This is a genomic window from Planktothrix prolifica NIVA-CYA 540 (genome assembly GCF_963864145.1).
In the GTDB taxonomy this organism is placed as follows: Bacteria; Cyanobacteriota; Cyanobacteriia; order Cyanobacteriales; family Microcoleaceae; genus Planktothrix; species Planktothrix agardhii.
Window position 1 is genome coordinate 2,783,005 of sequence record NZ_CAWLTW010000001.1, and the last position, 19,888, is coordinate 2,802,892.

At 40.6% G+C, this 19,888-nt stretch carries 19 protein-coding genes; 11 read left to right on the forward strand and 8 right to left on the reverse strand.

The annotated features are described in order from the left end of the window. The first annotated feature begins 89 nt into the window (after positions 1-89). The 3 genes from AC559H_RS12665 (at position 90) to AC559H_RS12675 (ending at position 4,113) form a co-directional block, all read left to right on the forward strand. Positions 90-1,457, forward strand: a complete 1,368-nt coding sequence (locus AC559H_RS12665) for a DNA phosphorothioation system restriction enzyme (RefSeq protein WP_026785866.1) — start codon at positions 90-92, stop codon at positions 1,455-1,457. A gap of 353 nt (positions 1,458-1,810) precedes the next feature. After that, positions 1,811-2,050, forward strand: a complete 240-nt coding sequence (locus AC559H_RS12670) for a hypothetical protein (protein ID WP_036832017.1) — start codon at positions 1,811-1,813, stop codon at positions 2,048-2,050. Further along, positions 2,047-4,113 (forward strand): AAA family ATPase, encoded by a 2,067-nt coding sequence (locus AC559H_RS12675; RefSeq protein ID WP_026795638.1) that lies wholly within the window; start codon positions 2,047-2,049, stop codon positions 4,111-4,113. The genes AC559H_RS12670 and AC559H_RS12675 overlap by 4 nt, the downstream gene beginning before the upstream one ends. A gap of 259 nt (positions 4,114-4,372) precedes the next feature. On the opposite strand, the gene AC559H_RS12680 is transcribed toward AC559H_RS12675, so the two are convergent. Further along, positions 4,373-4,843 (reverse strand): hypothetical protein, encoded by a 471-nt coding sequence (locus AC559H_RS12680; RefSeq protein ID WP_026795637.1) that lies wholly within the window; start codon positions 4,841-4,843, stop codon positions 4,373-4,375. Positions 4,844-5,028: 185 nt separating this feature from the next. Here AC559H_RS12680 and AC559H_RS12685 point away from each other — a divergent pair, with 185 nt between their 5' ends. Further along, entirely contained in the window at positions 5,029-8,064 is a 3,036-nt protein-coding gene (locus AC559H_RS12685) for a plasmid replication protein, CyRepA1 family (protein WP_026795636.1), read from the forward strand. A gap of 122 nt (positions 8,065-8,186) precedes the next feature. Here AC559H_RS12685 and AC559H_RS12690 read toward each other — a convergent pair whose 3' ends face one another. After that, complete coding sequence (locus AC559H_RS12690) at positions 8,187-8,447, reverse strand: hypothetical protein (protein ID WP_026785862.1); 261 nt, start codon at positions 8,445-8,447, stop codon at positions 8,187-8,189. Positions 8,448-8,768: 321 nt separating this feature from the next. Here AC559H_RS12690 and AC559H_RS12695 point away from each other — a divergent pair, with 321 nt between their 5' ends. The 6 genes from AC559H_RS12695 to gltS all read left to right on the forward strand — a co-directional run bounded on the left by AC559H_RS12695 (position 8,769) and on the right by gltS (position 13,059). Further along, positions 8,769-9,107, forward strand: coding sequence for a helix-turn-helix domain-containing protein (locus AC559H_RS12695; protein ID WP_026785861.1), 339 nt, complete (start codon positions 8,769-8,771; stop codon positions 9,105-9,107). Next, positions 9,108-9,743, forward strand: a complete 636-nt coding sequence (locus tag AC559H_RS12700) for an ImmA/IrrE family metallo-endopeptidase (protein ID WP_026795635.1) — start codon at positions 9,108-9,110, stop codon at positions 9,741-9,743. 208 nt (positions 9,744-9,951) lie between these two features. Continuing rightward, positions 9,952-10,203: a UPF0175 family protein gene (locus tag AC559H_RS12705; RefSeq protein WP_026795634.1), complete on the forward strand. Its 252-nt coding sequence runs from the start codon at positions 9,952-9,954 to the stop codon at positions 10,201-10,203. Continuing rightward, entirely contained in the window at positions 10,196-10,654 is a 459-nt protein-coding gene (locus tag AC559H_RS12710) for a PIN domain-containing protein (RefSeq protein ID WP_036832013.1), read from the forward strand. Before AC559H_RS12705 ends, AC559H_RS12710 begins: the two co-directional genes overlap by 8 nt. Positions 10,655-11,401: 747 nt before the next feature. Then, the gene (locus tag AC559H_RS12715; protein WP_026785859.1) at positions 11,402-11,689 is read left to right on the forward strand and encodes a hypothetical protein; all 288 of its coding nucleotides are present in this window, start codon (positions 11,402-11,404) and stop codon (positions 11,687-11,689) included. A gap of 161 nt (positions 11,690-11,850) precedes the next feature. Next, positions 11,851-13,059, forward strand: a complete 1,209-nt coding sequence (gltS, locus tag AC559H_RS12720) for a sodium/glutamate symporter (protein ID WP_026795633.1) — start codon at positions 11,851-11,853, stop codon at positions 13,057-13,059. Between the two features lie 76 nt (positions 13,060-13,135). Here the strand turns inward: gltS and AC559H_RS12725 are convergent, their stop codons facing one another. The 6 genes from AC559H_RS12725 to AC559H_RS12750 all read right to left on the reverse strand — a co-directional run bounded on the left by AC559H_RS12725 (position 13,136) and on the right by AC559H_RS12750 (position 18,807). Next, the gene (locus AC559H_RS12725) at positions 13,136-14,518 is read right to left on the reverse strand and encodes a flavin monoamine oxidase family protein (protein ID WP_026795632.1); all 1,383 of its coding nucleotides are present in this window, start codon (positions 14,516-14,518) and stop codon (positions 13,136-13,138) included. A 42-nt stretch (positions 14,519-14,560) separates the two neighbouring features. Beyond that, on the reverse strand, positions 14,561-15,649 hold the full coding sequence (locus tag AC559H_RS12730) for a geranylgeranyl reductase family protein (RefSeq protein WP_026785851.1): 1,089 nt from the start codon (positions 15,647-15,649) through the stop codon (positions 14,561-14,563). A gap of 151 nt (positions 15,650-15,800) precedes the next feature. Further along, a complete protein-coding gene (gene frr, locus AC559H_RS12735) occupies positions 15,801-16,349 on the reverse strand; it encodes a ribosome recycling factor (protein WP_026795631.1) in 549 nt (182 codons plus the stop codon). After that, positions 16,336-17,064 carry a UMP kinase gene (pyrH, locus tag AC559H_RS12740; protein WP_026785849.1) on the reverse strand — a complete coding sequence of 243 codons (729 nt, stop codon included), beginning with the start codon at positions 17,062-17,064 and terminating at the stop codon, positions 16,336-16,338. Before pyrH ends, frr begins: the two co-directional genes overlap by 14 nt. 227 nt (positions 17,065-17,291) lie before the next feature. Further along, a complete protein-coding gene (locus tag AC559H_RS12745) occupies positions 17,292-17,831 on the reverse strand; it encodes a thioredoxin family protein (RefSeq protein WP_026795630.1) in 540 nt (179 codons plus the stop codon). A gap of 34 nt (positions 17,832-17,865) precedes the next feature. Next, positions 17,866-18,807, reverse strand: coding sequence for an SGNH/GDSL hydrolase family protein (locus AC559H_RS12750; RefSeq protein WP_026795629.1), 942 nt, complete (start codon positions 18,805-18,807; stop codon positions 17,866-17,868). Positions 18,808-18,990: 183 nt separating this feature from the next. Here AC559H_RS12750 and btpA point away from each other — a divergent pair, with 183 nt between their 5' ends. After that, a complete protein-coding gene (btpA, locus tag AC559H_RS12755; protein WP_036832010.1) occupies positions 18,991-19,842 on the forward strand; it encodes a photosystem I biogenesis protein BtpA in 852 nt (283 codons plus the stop codon). The last annotated feature ends 46 nt before the right edge of the window (positions 19,843-19,888 follow it).

The following is a 19,888-nucleotide window of genomic DNA, read 5'->3' on the forward strand; positions in this document are numbered from 1 at the left end:
AATAATTTAGTTTCTGACTTGAGATCATGAGTTAATAAATTCACTATTAACTGATAACTCTTACACTGATAACTGATAACTGATGACTGATGACTGATAAATGTATTCCTCAAATTCCCTTATCTTTGCATCTGCGAGAGTATCAACAGCAAGCGGTGAATAATTGGTTTGCTAATCGAGGGCGGGGAACGTTAAAAATGGCAACTGGAAGCGGTAAAACTATTACTGCTTTAGCGATCGCTACTCAGTTATATGATCAAATAGGATTACAAGCAATTATCATTATTTGCCCCTATTGCCATTTAGTAATTCAATGGGAAAAAGAGGCTAAAAAATTTGGATTACAACCGATTTTAGCCTTTGAAAATGTGCGCCATTGGCAAAAACAATTATCGGCGGAACTCTATCAATTAAGAGCCGGAAATCAGTTTTTTTTAACGGTTATTACGACTAATTCTACCTTAATTTCTGAAGGTTTGCAATCGCAAATTCGTTATTTTCCTGAAAAAACTTTAATTATTGGGGATGAAGCCCATAATTTAGGAAGTCCCAAATTAGAAGAAAGTTTACCCCGAAATATTGGCTTGAGATTAGCCCTTTCTGCTACTCCTGAACGACATTTTGATCAAAGTGGCAGCGATGCTATTTTAGATTATTTTGGGCCAGTTTTACAACCGGAATTAACTCTAGCTGAAGCGATTCGTCAAGGGGCGTTAGTGCGGTATTTATATTATCCGATTTTAGTAGAATTAACTGAAGCTGAAAGCAGAGCTTATCATAGATTAACGACTCGAATTGGTTGGGTATTGACAAGGGATAAAGACTGGGAAAATAACGAAAATATTACCGCTTTATTAATTCAAAGATCTCGGTTAATTGCCTCCGCTAGTAACAAGTTAGATGCCCTACGCCAGTTAATGAAAACCCGGTTACATACAACCCATACTTTATTTTATTGTGGGGATGGAAGTGTAGAAACCCTAGAGGATTATTCTCCTCGACAATTGGAAGCAACGGTTGAATTATTAGGAGCAGAATTAGGTTATCGGGTGAATACTTATACCGCCGAAACCCCTTTAATAGAGCGAGAAAAATTACGCCGACAATTTGAACAGGGAGAATTACAAGGGTTAGTTGCTATTCGGTGTTTAGATGAAGGAGTTGATATTCCAGCGATTAAAAATGCGGTAATATTAGCAAGTAGTTGTAATCCTCGACAATTTATTCAGCGACGGGGGAGAATATTAAGACCCCATCCAGGTAAAGAACGGGCAACATTATTTGATATGATTGTATTACCACCAGATTTAGATAGAAATACCTTAGAAGTTGAACGGAATTTGTTAAGAAAAGAGTTAAAACGGTTTTTGGAATTTGCCAATTTAGCTGATAATGCTGGGGAAGCGAGATTAAAATTACTTCAGTTACAAAAACGATATGGGTTATTAGATTTATAATCTTATTTTGGATTGCAAATTCCGTTGTTGGGCTTTAGCCCCTCCCCGGAGCGCTGAAGCGCAATTATTTCGTTGTTGTGCTTTAGCACCCCTCCCCGGAGCGCTGAAGCGCAATTATTTCGTTGTTGTGCTTTAGCACCCCTCCCCGGAGCGCTGAAGCGCAATTATTTCGTTGTTGTGCTTTAGCACCCCTCCCCGGAGTGCTGAAGCGCAATTATTTCGTTGTTGTGCTTTAGCACCCCTCCCCGGAGCGCTGAAGCGCAACAACGGGCAACAATAACAATGGCAAGAAGTTGACAAAATATTGTAATATTGAGGGTAGTGCCGACTGCCATAATAAGGGGATAATTAAAATGTTTAAATATTCTGAAAGTATTATTACCACTATTGCTAATGTTTTCTCTGAGAAAAAATCTAGTTATGGGGATAATATTAATCCTAAAGAAGCTCAAGACCCGATTATCAATGCTTCCCCGGAAGTGCGAGAAATTATTGAACGGGTATTACAAGCCGAACGAGATAAACTATATATGAAAAATCCGCGTAATATTAATGATGATATTCTCAAAATTATTAAGGATGTGGTGAAATGAAATTAATTTCGATTCAACTCTGCAATTTCCGACAATTTTATGGGAAAACTCCAGAAATAAATTTAGCTTCTGGAGAAAGAAATACAACGGTTATTCATGGTAATAATGGAGCCGGAAAAACCACCTTAATGAATGCTTTTACTTGGGTTTTATATGAAAAGTTTAGTGCCGCATTTTCTATTTCTGAACATCTCGTCAATAAACGAGCTTTAAATGAAGCTGAACCCGGACAAGGAGTAGGATGTTGGATAGAATTAATCTTTGAACATGATCATAAACGATATTTAGTTAAACGAATTTGTCGAGCATATAAAAATGGGAATGATATCGAACAAACCCCTAGTCAATTATATATGCAAGTGGCTGGAGATGACGGACGCTGGGGAATGCCTCCTCATCCACCGGAGGAAATTATTAATCGAATTTTACCCTTGAGTTTACATCAATATTTCTTTTTTGATGGAGAGCGAATTGAGCAAATTGTTAGAGATGAACGCAAACTAGAAATTTCTGACGCGACTAAAGAATTATTAGGAGTAGAGGTTTTAAATCGAGCTATTAAACATTTAGGGGAAGCCAAAAAATCCTTAGAAACGGATTTAGCAATTATTGGAAATCCTGAAACTAAAAAATATTTACAAGACAAGAAAAAAGCGGAACAGGAAATTGAGAGATTATCCCAAAGACAGACGGAAATTAACCAAGAATTGGAGAGTCTAAAACAGATAAAATGCACTTTGAGTGAGCGATTATTGGAGTTGGGGGGCGCGGCGGAATTACAAAGGTTGCGGGATGAATTAGAACGCAAAAGACAATCATTACGCGAACAACTCCATCAAGCTCATATTGCCATTAATCGGGCTATTTCTACAAAAGCCTATACGGTTTTAATCCCAGAATTAACGGCAGAATTTAGAAGTTTATTTTCAGGTTTACGAGAACGGGGAGAGTTAAATACCGGAATTACAAAACAGTTTGTGCAAAATTTATTAGAGCAAAAACAATGTATTTGTGGGGCTGAATTAATTCCTGGAAAAACTGAATGTGAACAGGTTCAACACTTATTAAATCGGTCTGGAACTGCGGATATTGATGAAACAGCGATTCGTTTGAGTACCCAAGTCGATGAATTAGATAAACAAGGGATTCAATTTTGGGAAGAAATTAATCGTCAACAACACAATATTCAAACGAATAGAGAAGAATTACAAAGAATTGAAAATGAACTCGATAGTATTACCAATAAACTCAGAAAATTTCCCAATGAGGATATTCAAGAATTGCAAAAACGTTTAGATGAAATTGAACTTAAAATCAGTGAACTGAATCGAGAAACGGGTTCAAATCAACAACAAATTGAAACATTTACACAGACTATTGAGAGTTTATCTCGACAAATAGATAAACAGCAAATGAATGAAACGAAACAACTGTTAGTTCAAAGAAGAATTGCAGTTACTCAGGATACAATTCTGCGTTTAAATGAAGTCAAAGACCGTTTAGACCAACAATTTCGCTGTCAGTTAGAAAAACGAGTTCAGAAGCTATTTAGTCAAATTTCCTTTACCCCATATTTACCTAAATTAACTGAAAAATATGAATTAAAATTAGTAGAAACCACCGCCGGAGATGAAGCAGAAGTCGCCGCTTCCACGGGGGAAAATCAGATTTTAAGTTTATCTTTTATTGGGGGAATTATTGATGGAGTCAGAGAATGGAGTCAAAAAAATACCTTAATGGGGCCAGATAGTAGCACCTTTCCGATTGTTATGGACTCACCTTTTGGTAGTTTAGATGAAATTTATCGCCGACAAATTGCTAATATTATTCCTCAATTAGCGAATCAATTAATTGTTTTAGTAACTAAAACCCAATGGCGGGGAGAAGTGGCGCAAGAGATGGAAAAACGTATTGGGCGAGAGTATGTTTTATCCTACAATTCTCCTAAAACTGATTGTGAGGAAGATTGGATAGAATTAGCCGGAAATCGTTATCCTTTAGTCCATCAAAGTCCGAATGATTTTGAATACACGGAAATTTTAGAAGTGGAATATGATTTTTAAATGCTATCTATTAAAAAAAATCGCCGTAGGACGGCGAGGTTTTAAACTCAAAATTTTGGCAAAATCAAAGATGAATGACTAATTAAAACGACGGTCAATATCATCCGCAGCCGAGCCCCCTCGACGGGAATTAATTCTTAAGGATTGACCATCTTTTGAAAGGTCATAAGATGTCTTCTTCTTAACTTTCTTCTCATCTGAAACTTTTTCACGGCAAGGGTTTCAGCCTACTTTGACCCTAGGGATTGTTTTGCCAGATCTACTTCTGATATAAGACAATCTTATTATTTTCTAAACGAAAAATATAATTCTTTCCAGAATATACGTTATACCTTTTCTCCTGAATTCCTGGTACATTAATATTTTCATCAATTACTACAACTCTCTTAGAACGGTTTGAACTATTTAGAGTCCAAGTTGATGTTTCATTATTGGGAAGGTATTGATCTTGTTTACTTCCCCAATCGTAGTATATACCAATTCCTGTAGCGTTTTCCAATGAAATTTTATCACTACAGACATTTTCTTTACTTAAATTGAATCCTTCAGGACTACAAGGAGCGGCATTAGGTTCACTTAAGCTAAACCCGTCGTCTGCTAGAGCTTTTTGAATATTTATTTCAACAATAGAATAAGTGATAACACTAAAATAAGTTAGTAAAGTCAAAATAATTTTTTTTGACTTTTTGGAAATTGGGGCTTTATTAATACAAAATTTGCCACTTGACATTTTGGTGAATCCTATATGTAAATACTTACACCTAGTATTGTAACACTTCTGTTTGTTTTTGTCTAGGGTAAATTGTACTTATTTTTATGAGATATCCCTTTAACGTCAAAACGTTTACAAAAATTTACATTCATCCTTTCATCCTAGAGTTACGCTTAAAAATCCGCAGTTGAAACGGGAGAGAAATGGACTATTTGACAGAGTGGACAGAAAGTGGTGTAGATGAAGAACTAACTCAACTGAATGTGATTCCTTTGGAGGGGTATCGTCCGTTAGATTATCTTCTCTATTCTGATACTATTCCTAGATTAAATACAGGTCGGATATCTCAGCCTATGCTCAACCGTTATCAGCATCTTTATGATGGGGGTTGGTGGTGTTCTGGGATGGATATTTTGACTGGAAATCCTGATTTATGGGGATGTTTTAAGCCCATCAAACCCCGTTTAACTTCAGACCAAAGCAAATTAATTAAATATGAACATCCCCCTAACACACCTATGGGGATTTTTGCACTAAGAATTTCTCGAACCATTTGGGAGCAAATTGCTCAAAAATATGGGGTTAAAATCAATCCTTCTGACCTCCGACCCCATCAACCAGACTTAGGTTTTTGGCACTGGGTGATTACTCATCCTGAACTGCCTTTATGTATTACTGAAGGGGCGAAAAAAGCCGGAGCATTACTAACAGCAGGATATATTGCGATCGCACTTCCAGGGATTCATAGCGGGTATCGAGTTCCCCGTGATCAATATGGAAATAGAATTGCTAAACCTGCTTTAATTCAACAGTTACAGCAATTCGTAAATCCTAATCGTAAAATTTATATGGTATTTGATCAAGATACCAAACCTAGAACTATTAAAGCTGTTAATTCAGCTATTCATCAAACAGGATATTTATTTACAAAAGCAGAATGTTCTGTGTATATAGTTACCTGGAATCCAAAGTTAGGTAAAGGGGTTGATGATTTAATTATAGCACAAAGTCAAACTATATTTGATCAGGCTTATCAAAATGCAATACCTTTAGAAACTTGGAAGGCTTTTTCATTTAATCGGTTAACTTATCCGGCAGATATTGACCTAAATAGTCGTTACTTATCCTCAATAAAAATACCTGAATCTGCTAAATTAATCGCGATTAAATCCCCTAAAGGAACCGGAAAAACTAAAATCCTAGAAAACATAGTTGAAGAAGCAATTAAAAATGGTAAGTGGGTATTAGTTATCGGTCATCGAGTTCGACTGATTGAAGCCCTTTGTCAACGGTTTGGATTACAATACATGAAATCGGCCGTTGATACCCCTAATTCGGCGTTAGGATATGGATTATGTATTGATTCTCTGCATCCTAATTCTGGGGTTAAATTTGAAGCAAAAGACTGGTCAAATGGGTTAGTTATTTTAGACGAAGTTGAACAAGTATTGTGGCATGGATTAAACTCAGAAACCTGTCAAAATCATAGGGTTTCTATTCTTAAATCATTTAAAACCCTAATCCAAAATGTTTTAGGAGGAAATGGTCAAGTGGTAATTTCCGATGCGGATTTAAGCGATATTTCTATTGATTACTTAACTAGCCTATCGGGTATACATCTGCAACCTTTTATTATTCAAAACGAATGGCAACCCTCAAAGAATGAAGCCTGGAAAATTCATAATTATTTAGGAAATACCCCCGACCAACTCGTGAAAGACCTAGAACAACATATTGCCGAAGGGGGGAAACCTTTTGTATGTTTGTCAGCCCAAAAATTAGCCAGTAAATGGGGAACTCGCACCCTAGAAACCTATTTACAAACCCAATTTCCCGATCGCTCTATTCTAAGAATAGATTCCGAATCCTTAGCCGATCCCAGTCATCAGGCTTATGGTGCAATTTCTAACTTGAATCATCTGCTAAAACAGTATGATATTGTATTAGCGTCGCCCTCAATTGAAACGGGAGTTAGTATTGAGATTAATAACCATTTTACCTCGGTTTGGGGAATATTTCAAGGGATTCAAGCGGAAAATTCTGTTCGTCAAGCCCTGGGACGAATTCGAGAGAATATTCCGCGATTTATTTGGATGGCAAACCGAGGATTTAATCAGGTAGGAAATGGGGCAACCTCCATGAGTTCTTTACTTAGTAGTGGACAAAAATTAACCCGCTTAAATATTCGTCTATTACAACAATCTGATTTTGAAGAATTAGATGATTTAGAAATAGGATTTCAAGCGGAATCCTTAATGGGTTGGGCAAAAATGGCAGTCCGATTTAATGCGGGAATGGCGCGTTATCGAGAGACAATTTTAACCGCGTTAATGGCAGAGGGTCATCAAATTATTGAGATGCCACAAGCCAAAAAAATACCCAAAAATTCGATTAAATCCACTCAAAAATTTAAACCCGAATGTTCAGAACGTCCTAGTCTCAACGAACTAATTCTAGCAGTCAAAGATCAGAATTATCAAGCGGAATCTGTGGCGGTAATTAACTCCCCAGATCTGAGCGATAGTCAATATTACTATCTCCAACAACAATTAGTTAAAATCCCCGAAGAACGTCGGGCTATCCGTAAACATGAGTTAAAATTACGCTATGGTATTGCTGTTACTTCAGATGTGATTAATAAAGATGATCAAGGATGGTATGAACAACTCAGAATCCATTATTTCTTAACCGTTGGTCGTCCCTATTTAATCGGTCGAGATGCCCTGATTGCTAGACGGTTAATGGAACAGGGACAGGGAAATATTTTTGCTCCTGATTTTAACCGTTCTCAGTTAGGAGCTATCATTGGAATTATGGAATTATTGGGGATTCCTGCTTTACTAAAAAATCCAAAACGAGATTTAAAAAATACCGATACTGACTTACAAACCATTGCCGAAATAGCCCTAAAAGATCGCAATGCCATCAAGACTATTATTGGTATTGGGCTGGCTAAAAATTCAAGTCCAATTACTATTTTACGGCGGTTTTTAGATAAAATTGGTTATCGTTTAACCTGTGTACGATCCCAAAGTGAAGGTAAAAAACGAATCCGAGTTTATCACCTGGTTGACCCCCAAGATAACCGAGAAGAAATTCTACAACATTGGTTAAAATTAGAGGGTCAATATCCGGGTCAATTAGACAGGATTTTACCTGAAAATACTCCTACTCCTGACCCTTTCCGATTTACTCCTAACTATATCCAACTCTCTTTATTTATGCCAGGTAATAGTTAACAACGGAGGAAAAGACTTCACCGCAAGCGATTTGCTGCATCAGTAGTCTTTTCCTCCCTGTTCCCTGTTCCCTGCTATATCTCTGTTTTCTCGCCTAAATTTTAGTTAAGTTGGAAAATATCCTATCGAATTAAATTGGATTGTTTTTCCGGTTCAGGATATGTATATAAAGGCTGTTGTTGAGCTTTAAGAAGGTTTAAAACTCCCAATAAATGCTCTAACAAATGGGTATGGGCGGTGGTAAAATGAATACTAAATCCTTCCCCATCCCGGGCATAACCTGGACAGACTAAGGATGCAGAACTTTGTTCTTCATGGATGGCAATATAAAGCCAATCCTCGTCTTCTAATTTGTAGTGAGTATCTGTCCAAGTTCTGAGCATGGCATTTTCCTCCGCTATGGATTTTGGCTTTTTTACTAAAACCTCAATCCTCAATTGATCGAGTGATTAAAACACCCGATTGAGGTTGAATCATTAGACATTTACGACAAAAGCGGTTTGTGGCTTTTGGGTATTGAACTTTTATTCAACTCCCCCTATCTTAGCTAATGTTGATTTAATCGTCAAGTCCCAGAGGGAAAAAATTTTTTGATCCCAATTTCCCCATCTCTACCCCCTTCCGACCCGTAGGCAGTAGACTGGTGGTAGAGGGTTGAAATTTTATTCAAATCAGCGTACTATCGGAATCGGGAGGAATGTACTATGGAACAAACCTTTGGAAAGCTAATTCGTCAGGCGCGGAAAGAAAAGTTCTACTCACAGCGCCAGTTAGCGGCATTGCTGGAAGTGGATTTCACCTATTTATCTAAGCTAGAGAATGATCGCGCCGATTACTCTCCTAAAGAAGATGTAATTAGGGGTTTGGCGAGAAATCTGGGTTTGGATGAGGAGGAATTGATCTTTTTGGCGGGGCGAATACCTCAGCATTATGAGAAATTTCTCAAAGAAAATAATAAGAGTATGACGGCTCTATTCCGCCGGATGCAAGAAAATCCGAACTTTGCCCAGCAAATTTTTGAGGCTGCGCGGGAGGTAGAATAAGTGAGTATCCTGAAACCCTATCGCTTTTATCGTCGAGAGTCGATTGAGCGTCGGGCAAATGAGATTTTGCGACGGATGCAAGCCACACCCAATTTTGCCCCTGAGTGGCCGTTTGAGGCTTCTTTGGTGGCAGACTTTCTGGATTTAGGGGTAGTTTGGGATTGCATTCAGCCCGATGAACAGGGGGCGATCGCGGCTCGAATTTTGCCCACAGAAAGACTAATCGAAATTAACGAAGAAATTCAAGAAAAACCCAAGGGCTTTATTGAGTCTACAATTGCCCATGAAATCGGTCATTGGATATTACATATTGATCATGATCAATTAGAGTCTGGAGCCTTAGAAACTTCTGAAAATCTATTAGATGAACCCTTTGTTTGTCGAGCTACAATTGAAGATGCTCGTTTAGCATCTATTGAATGGCAAGCTCAATATTTTGCCAGTTGTTTGTTAATGCCACGCCCAATTTTAGAAGCCAAACGAGTCGGTCGAGATTTAACCAATTGGCAACACCTTTATACCATCAAAGATGAGTTGGGGGTGAGTATTTCTAATTTAACTAATCGTTTACAGGAATTAGGTTGGATTTCTATTCCTAAAGGAGAACGCACGATTTACCCGGGAAAAGCTGCTTAAACTCTTGTTTAAACTCTTGTTCCAAGGCTCTGCCTTGGAATGCTTTCATGGAGGCTCCGCCTCCTTTATCCCTGAACCTAGGATATTGCAAACTGCTTGATAATCGTAGTAGTTTTAATAGTTTTGAGATGCAATTAACTTGAATTATAAAGGAGCAAGATCGACCATTTTAGCTGATTATTGACAGTTATTAAATCCCAATACGACCATGCCCAATCTGTCCCTTCCTTATCCCGATGATTTGCTCGTTACTTCTGGCAAATCTCCCGAAGGCTTAGAAGCTGAATTGCTCTTTTTGCTGGCAGTAAAGCTATTTGAGTTACGGCGACTATCTCTCGGAAAAGCCGCCGAATTTTGTCGAATGAATAAACTGCAATTTATGTACGAAATCGGACGATTACAAGTTCCGGTAATCAACCTAGATGATGACCAAATCGCTGACGAATTACGGGATGATTAATCAGATTATTATTGCCGATAGTAGTCCTCTGATATCCCTAGCTATTATCGAACAACTAGAACTTTTGCCCCGGTTGTATCAGCGAGTTTTGCTTCCTCCTGCTGTTTGGAATGAAGTCACAGTTCAAGGGTTAGGCTTACCGGGAGCCGAGGCAGTGAGTCAGGTGAAATGGCTGGAAATAGAAGCACCATTACCGATGCTGTTAGAGCCATTATTAATATTAGTAGATCACGGAGAAGCAGAAGCTATTGCCTTAGCTAAATCTACTCCGAATCCTATTGTTTTACTGGATGATGCTCAAGCAAGACGAATTGCTGAACGTTTAGGCATTCCTCGTATTGGGACGTTGGGAATTTTACGTCGCGCTAAAAAAGCAGGATTAATAGCTGAAATGAAAGGATATATCGAGCAGTTGCGTAATAATGGAATTTATATCCGCTCTAGTAAGTAGGCAGGCGTAATTAAACCTAACTATGTAGATAGGGTAAACCCTTGCTGTAAATGGCTTTCAGCCACACTGGGATAGTGGGATATTCTCGCCTACCTACTTATTATTGAAGCCGTGCTACGAGATGTTGGAGAAATCAACTAAAACCTTTAATTTTAGATGATGTAATATAAACAAGGAATTATTGAAAGTTGGGAACACTTTGACACTCTCAGGTCTGAAGACACTGAGATTCTGCGGACAGAATTAGTTTAATCTAATTCTCGCTACGATTGCCAAATATCGTCTACTGAGTTGATCAAGTGATATACCTAATCTTCCCGATACTTTTACTCTCAAATCAAGACACTTTCAGAATCCATCACTAAGCCAAATCGCGGTACGCTCCCTATCCTGCCTTTACTTGCTCTTTCTTGTCATACTGCCATTAGAATTAAATCTAACCGTTGTTTCGCGGGAGCCGGGATTTCTCCGATACTAGGATACTTCAACACGCAGATGTTTATTCCTACTTGTGTTTTTTGATTCTATCACATCTTTTTAAGATCCTCATGGGAATAAATTCCCCTGAGTCGTGTTTCCTCTGGTGGTCTGAAGACACGCTCGTTTGCACACTCCCATCCTTTTCTTATGACGGTGACGGAGCCAGAATCATTTTTTATGTAAAAGAATTTGATAGACCGCTAGAATGGGTTGGTGATGGAACAGGAGAAAAAGGATATTGTTGGTCAGAGAACTAAGGTGATAATTGTGTTGGAATTTCTACGAACCATAATTCAAAGTATTCAACCCTTTTTAGTCCCAACTTGCTTTGTTTTGGCTTGGGGATTATTTATATTGATAACTTGGAGTATTGTCGCCGCCTTGCGGGATACGGTGAAACAAGCCAAACAAATGCACCAAATCCCCTGTGCAGATTGTATCTTCTTTACTGGAGACTATCACCTCAAATGTCCGGTACAACCAACCATTGCCCTATCTGAAGCTGCCATTAATTGTCCAGACTATAGAAGTTGTCACCCTAATTCTTCCCTCTAATCACCCATACCCCAATTAGGAATGGAAAACCAATAAAGTGACTAATTGAGCAATAGTTTACGATAGATCAAGGTTTCCAGGGTTTAATTGTGCAAGTTATTTATTTTTGATTCCTTAACGTATAATCAAAAACTTAATGGTTAATCCTTGAGATTCAGACTATGAATATCCTCCAACTCGATGTCCGCCAAACTGTTATTGTGGGAATTTTAGTTCTGTATTTGGGAAAATACTTAACTAAAAAAATTAAATTTCTTCAGAATTTTAATATCCCTGATGCCGTTTCTGGAGGTGTCCTCGCCTCTATATTTTTTGGAATTTATTATGAAATTTTTAAACATCAAATCGAATTTAATCTCTCTATTCGCGATACCTTATTGATTGTTTTTTTTACCACTATAGGGCTTTCTGCTAAACTGAAAACCTTGATTAAAGGGGGAAAACCCCTATTCATTTTGTTGATGGCGGCGATCTTTTATTTGATGGTACAAAATATTACGGGAGTTGCGATCGCAGCCTTGACGGGGTTAGATTTGCCTATTGGTGTGCTGGCGGGGTCAGTGTCTCTCAGTGGCGGACATGGGACGGTGATCGCCTGGTCTCCCATATTTCGGGATAACTATGGCATTGCCAACGCGCCAGAAATTGGGATTGCGAGTGCCACCTTTGGTTTAGTCTTTGGAGGAATTATTGGGGGGCCGATCGCTAAATTTTTAATTAATAAAAACCGACTCCAAGCGAATAATCCTAATCAAGATTTAAGTATTAGCATCAAAGAAGATGAGAGAAATGTCAAAATTGACTATAACACCATGCTGAATTCCGTTTTGGTGATTGCTCTTTCTATTAGTTTAGGACTAGAAATTAATCTGATCGCCACGGCAATGGGTTTAAAATTACCCCTTTTTGTCAGTTGTTTATTAGCCGGAATTATTCTTACCAATACTGTCCCCTTGGGATTTAAACGCTTTCCTTGGCCGTCTGATACTCCAGCTTTGGCTTTGATCTCCGATGTCAGTCTGGGTTTGTTTTTATCAATGTCTTTAATGAGTTTGCAGTTATGGACATTGGTGGATTTAGCGGGGCCGATCGCCCTATTATTGCTGGTGCAGTTATTCATGATCACGGTTTATACGATTTTTGTAGTGTTTCCCGTTATGGGCAAAAACTACGATGCGGCGGTGATTTCGGCCGGATATTCAGGACTGGCATTAGGGGCAACTCCCACGGCGATCGCTAATATGACCGCCGTAACCGAAAATTTTGGAGCGTCACCCCAAGCCTTTATTATTGTTCCGTTAGTGGGTGCTTTTTTTATTGATATTGCCAACGCCCTAATCATCCAAAATTTTCTCAATTTTGTATCGTAGTCAGCCCTTCAGGGCTGAAGTCCTTTTAAGTTGGGCAAAAAACAGCACCCTCTTTTTTGTTATTGATTGGTGCTGGTTACTCCCCCTGAAGACGACCGATAACCGCCGCCGCCGCCGCTTCACCCGTCCGCACCGCCCCATCAAAAAAACCAGGCCAACGCTCGGCGATCTCTGTTCCAGCCCAATGAATCCGTCCGACCGGGGTGGCAATGGCATCCCCGAATTTTGTCCAGACCCCCGGCGGCATAAAGGCTGCATATCCTCCCCCGACCCAGGGATTGGCTGGCCAATCCACAATATCAAAGGTGCTAGGGGATAGGGCCTGATCCCCCAAATAAGCCGCCAGATCGGATAAAATTGCCGAACGACGTTCAGACTCATTTAAAACCTGCCAACGATGATAGCGATCACCCATCACAAAAGTAGCAATAACTCCTTTACCACTGCGCGGATCGGAGCTATCGGCAAATAGTTCAATCCACTCGCTGTTACCCATCCCCACACCCGCGAGTCCTTTTTCCCGCCAAAACGGAGACTCGTAGGAAATCAAAATTTTAGCCAGGGTTCCCATGGGAAACCTTTGGGTAAGCTGTTGACGGGTTGCTGGTAAAGGCGGATCATAGCTAATCCGACCACTGAGATGGGGGGGCATGGCCACAATCACAAACTTGGCTTTATAGCTGTTTTGCCCGGTTGTAACTTCCACACCTGCTTGATCCTGGCTAATCTTGACCACGGGTTCATTGATCTGAATTTTATTCCCCAATTCCGTCGCTATTATCCCAGGAATCTGTCCCGCCCCACCATGGATCAATTCCGCTTCTGGATGCTCCGATTGTGAGGCACAACGATGCCCCCAAAGGATGTGCAGCAGGGAGACTTCACCCGGTTCCGCCGGCCCTAGGAACCCAACGGCACGAACCATGTAGGAAAAGTACCAATGACCAAAATCGGTTTTGGTATTTTCACCGATCCACTGGGCAAAGGTTTGAGCATCAAGCCGTTTATGCTCAGGATTTCGACCGGGGTATCCCGAGGGTAGGGACTGGGAAAGTTCCTCAAAACGATGCCAAGCCTGCATTGCATCGTCCCATTCTTCCTGACTAATCTCAGGACGTTCTCCTTCGGGAAATCCTTGAAAGAAGCCCTTAAATTCTGACCGATTCCCATTATATAAAAAGACCGTTTTTCCTTCTAATGGTGAAGGAAAGCGTGAGATTTTATACTCATCCAACAGAGCCAGAAACCGATCTTGGGTCGGCCCAACCCATTGACCTCCAAAATCAATATATTGATTCGGTGCAATCTGTTGACCATACATCCGTCCACCAATCCGATCCTGTGCCTCCAAAACTAAAATCTGATGACCTGCCCTTTGAAGGTTTCGTGCGGCAATCAGTCCAGACAATCCAGATCCTACTATGATGCAGTCATAGTTGGTAATTTCTGTTTCTAACATCGTTAATACTTTAAAAATAAAATTGAGATGACTGATAACTGACTAAAAGGGCATTAATTGTTTAATTGCCTTACTCGCCACATCTCCGTAGCGCAGTTGACCACAGAAAATTTTACTCATGATTTTCGTAGCGGCGGGCATTTTTACCCCAGCCTTATAAGCAACTTTGGGAAAACGATAGAATGCACCCCCTAAACGGCCAGCCCAGACCATATCTGTACCCCATTCTTCCTTCATGATTTGGGTATAGCCTTCTAAGGCATTACTAACACCGCCTAAAGCCTGATCAATCGCCTCTGCTGCTTTAACCCCACTCAGAATTGAAGGACGAATTCCCTCGGCGGATAAAGGATCAACTAAACTGGCGGATTCTCCAGCAATCACAGCATTTTGGGTATGTAAATTTTTATCTCCATCCCATAGACATAGAGGATGGTCATAAATTGTCGAACTTCCTAAACCTGCTTTACTGGCATAATCCAGTAAGTCCTGCTTCAGATTTTTAGGTTCTCCCCCGATAAAAGTCGCAACACTCAGGGAATAACCATCAGCCTTGGGGAATCCCCAAATACTACCATTTTTGACCATGCCAAATTCAAAACTGGGTAACAACGGTTGATCCGTCACCACTTCCATAAATTGACTTTGGCGCAGTTTAGACTGTTTCAAGCCTAACCATTTTGCCATTGAACCCTTAGCCCCATCTGCCCCAATTAAATATTTAGCCGTTAGGGGTTCAGTGGTAGTATTTACTTGCCAATGATCACTTTTAAATTCAATCCCGGTAACTTCTGTATTGTCCTGTAGTTGCGCCCCTTGACCCTTAGCTTGTTGGATCAGAAATTGATCAAATACATCCCGTCGCACCATCCACATCGCAACCGGAATATCAGATTCCACCGGATCATTTAATTGCCAGGTATAGCGAATTCGCTCCACCGTTGTCGAAATTGCTGGGCTAAAATCAAAATCAAACCATTGGGCGATCGCCGGAGAAACACCTCCTCCACAGGGTTTTAATCGGGGAAAAGTTTCTCTTTCCAAAATTAAAACCGAACGTCCGCGTTTGGCTAAATGATAGGCTGCTGCTCCTCCGGCTGGGCCAGCACCAACAATAATACAGTCAAATATTGTTGCCATAGAACTACTAATCAGTTATCAGTTACCAGTTATCAGTTAATCAATTAAATCTTGACTGATAATTGTTGAATATTGCCTATTTTTGATGTTTTTTTGTTGAGGGTTGGGTGTTAACTGTTAATCACAACCCTCAACATCAGTGTTAAACCGTGGTAATGTCTTTTTCTTTCAAAGCCAAGGCTTCATCGATTTTAACGATGTACTTGTCTGTTAGTTTCTGAACGGAATCTTGTAAATCAGCAGCTTCGTCTTTGGAGAGTTCACTACTTTTTTCCTGTTTCCGAATCGAATCAATTGCATCCCGACGAATATTTCTGACCGCGACTTTTCCATCTTCGGCCAATTTAGCCACTTGTTTGACCAATTCCTTCCGGCGATCGCTGGTTAAAGCGGGGATATTCAGACGGATCACGGAACCGTCGTTATTTGGTGTTAACCCAATATCCGACATCAAAATCGCTTTCTCAATAATATTGAGGGTATTGCGATCAAACGGCTGAATTGCAATGGTGGTGGAGTCAGGGGTACTAATATTCGCCAACGCTTTTAAGTGGGTTTGAGTCCCGTAATATTCCACGATGATTCGATCTAATAAACTGGTATTGGCTCGTCCAGTTCGGATAGTATTGAAGGAGCGTTGAGCCGCCTCCAATGCTTTAACCATGTGATCTTCAACTTCAGCTAACTTCACACAAACCTCCAACTAAGGTTCCAACAGGTTCACCACTCACCGCCCGGCTGATATTGCCCCGCACAGTGAGATCAAATACAACAATAGGGATATTATTTTCTTTGCACAACGCGATCGCTGTACTATCCATCACTCGTAAATCATGGGTGAGGACGTAGCTGTATGTCAATGTTTGGTAACGTTTAGCGTCCGGGTTATGTTTCGGATCGCTATCATAGATGCCGTCTACCTTAGTGGCTTTAAAAATCACTTCCGCATCAATTTCGGCCGCCCTCAACGCTGCGGTGGTGTCCGTGGTAAAAAAAGGATTCCCAGAACCTGCACCAAAAATAACCACCCGATTGAGTTCTAGGTGGCGAATGGCTTTGCGTCTAATATAGGGTTCAGCGATTTCCTGCATGGCGATCGCCGTTTGCACCCGGGTCGGAACCCCAATTTGTTCTAAAGCATCTTGTAAGGTAATCGAATTCATCACCGTAGCAATCATACCGACATAATCAGCCGTGGCTCGATCCATGCCCCCGGCGGCGGCTTTCACTCCTCTAAAAATGTTACCACCCCCGACCACAATGGCGACTTGTACTCCTTGATTAACCACTTCGGCGACTTCCTGAGCTATGTCTTGAACCACCGATGGATCAATGCCATAGCCCAAATCTCCCATGAGGGCTTCGCCACTTAATTTTAGTAAAATGCGTTTGTACGCTGTTCCCATTTGTACCCCCATAGCCTTTGTGTTGATCAACATCGCCAATTTTCGTGAACGGATTGGGTTTATCGTTACCCGTCGCTTAGACATTGGGGTTATCATATCAGGATATATTCAGTCATCAGTCATCAGTTATCAGTTATCAGTTATAAATTTACCTCTATTGTTTCAGTTTTTTGGATTTAGATCCAATTGTTAAGACCTGAGATATTTGTCTATGGTTTTCCGAGCTATCAATGTCTCCATTTAATTGAGCAACCGATCGCATCGGTGCGTTCAGTCGTAATTGGTTCGTTGTTGAGAAGTTGGGCGATCGCATTTTTTAAATAGGGGACAGTGACATTTTCAGCGAATTGGGAATTATCATCAATTAAGCCCTGATAGCGCACAATTCCTTCCCGATCCAATAAAAACGTTTCCGGGGTATTACTTGCTCCAAAACAATGGGCTACCTCTTGGGTAATATCTCGAATATAGGGAAAATTTAATCGCTGTTCTGTAGCAAAACTTTTCATATTTTCAAAACTATCATCGGGATATTGGGTAGCATCATTGGCATTAATTCCGACTAAAATTACACCCCATTCTTGATAGTCTTGTTGCAACTGTTTCAGGCGATTTAAGTAGGAATGAACATAGGGACAATGGTTACACATAAAAATTACAACAACGGCTCTATATTCTTTTAAATAACGAGCTAAATGATGAACTTCATCATCAATTCCTGGTAATTCAAAATCTGGAGCATAGCGGTTAATTAAAGTATCCTGCATAGTTAATGTTTTCACCTGATTAAATCTGTATATTTCATTTATTTTTATTTCTAATCCTCAATTCTTCTTCTAACTTTTGACTGATCTTTTCACTGACTAATTGATTCCCAGAGGGGCTCAAATGAATATGATCTCGATACAGAGTTTCGGGTTGAGAAGTTGCTTTAAAGATCGGCAAAAAATCAATATAAACCCAATTTTGAGCTTGGGTGAATTCCGTTAATCGTTGACGGGCTTTAATTTCATAATCCCGTGATCCCGGTTCACCGACTTCTCGCAATAAGGGGGTCATGGCTAATATAAAGTTAGCATTATTTTGACGAGCGATCGCCTCAATCCCTTGGATCTTATCCAAATTGTATCCCACCGGGTCAGAAGGTTGGGGTTGTTTGGCGGCTGGAATCGGTTCAGAGGGTTTTAAACGGCGATTAAACACCTCCACTAAGGCTAAACGAGGTGGCTTATTAGGGTAGTTGCGATCGCGCCCTACAACGCCGGGATTCGGGGGTTCAGTGAATAAATCATCGGTATTGAGCAATAACACAATCACCTCCGATCCAAACATCCCGAACCGTTGTAAATAGGCCAGTTGATTCGGTGGCCCCCAGGAATTAGCAGCCACATTCAGGACTTCCCCCTGCCCCTGACGACCTAGCTGTTGGCCAATCAAAGCCGACAGAGTTTGAGATTGGTCTGTCCACCATCCCCCATTCACCAAAGAATCCCCCAATAACATCACCCGCCGCGTCCCAGAAATGGGCAGGGAAGTAATAGAGGCACTTCGCATTGAATATTGATTAATTTCAATCTGGTTGCCATAACGACGGGTTTTCTGGTTTGGGGCCAATAAATAACCAATGTCCGAGTCCCCCAAATACAAGACGGGAGAACCCAATCCAAAACGAAGGCGTAACCCAATCTCCACCGCCATCAAAACAACAAGCAATATTCCCAACAGGACTAGAACAATTTTCATTAGTAATCAGTGATCAGTAATCGGTGTAAAAATTTGTCTTAGCGCGTCTGTACGAGTTAAGAGTTGACAGATGATAAAATTATAAAATGTGATGTATTTATTCATTTTCAGACTACCCATGCTCTGCCTTAGCCTTGGGCATAGAGGTGAAGCAGTAAAACTTTGGTGGAAATATGTAAATCTGTGGACTTAGATCAAATCTTTAAAACTCCAAATCCTATTATCGGTGTTGTACATCTGTTGCCCCTACCGACATCTCCCCGTTGGGGAGGAAATCTGAAAACGGTTATTGACCGCGCCGAACAAGAGGCAACGGCCCTGGCTTCGGGCGGGGTCAACGGCATCATCGTCGAGAATTTTTTTGATGCTCCCTTTGCTAAGGATCAAGTTGATCCGGCCGTTGTCAGCGCCATGACCCTGATTGTGCAAAGGATTATGAACTTAGTGACACTGCCCATTGGGATTAATGTACTGCGGAATGATGCCCATAGTGCCTTAGCCATTGCAGCCTGTACGGGGGCTCAATTTATCCGCGTTAATGTCTTGAATGGCGTTATGGCTACAGACCAAGGGATTATCGAAGGTCACGCCCATGAGATCCTGCGTTATCGACGGGAATTAGGTAGTGATGTCAAAATTTTAGCCGATGTTTTGGTCAAACATGGTCGTCCCTTGGGATCTCCTAACCTGACAACGGCCGTCCAAGAAACCATTGAGCGGGCCTTGGCCGATGGGGTAATTCTGTCCGGTTGGTCTACGGGAAATCCCCCCAGTTTAGAAGATTTAGAACTAGCCCGGGCGGCAGCCAGAGGAACTCCTGTATTTATTGGTAGTGGTGCTAGTTGGGAAAATGTGGGAACCCTAATTCAAGCTGCTGATGGGGTGATTGTGTCCAGTTCCCTAAAACGCCATGGACAGATTCATCAACCGATTGATCCCAGTCGAGTCAGTCAGTTTGTCGAAACAACCCGCCGGAGCGTGAATCAGTTATCAGTGATCAGTCATCAGTTATCAGTCAAAACAAAAAATAATTAGTGAAATAGTTAGTTCAACTCTTGACTCCTAACTGTTCGCTCTTACA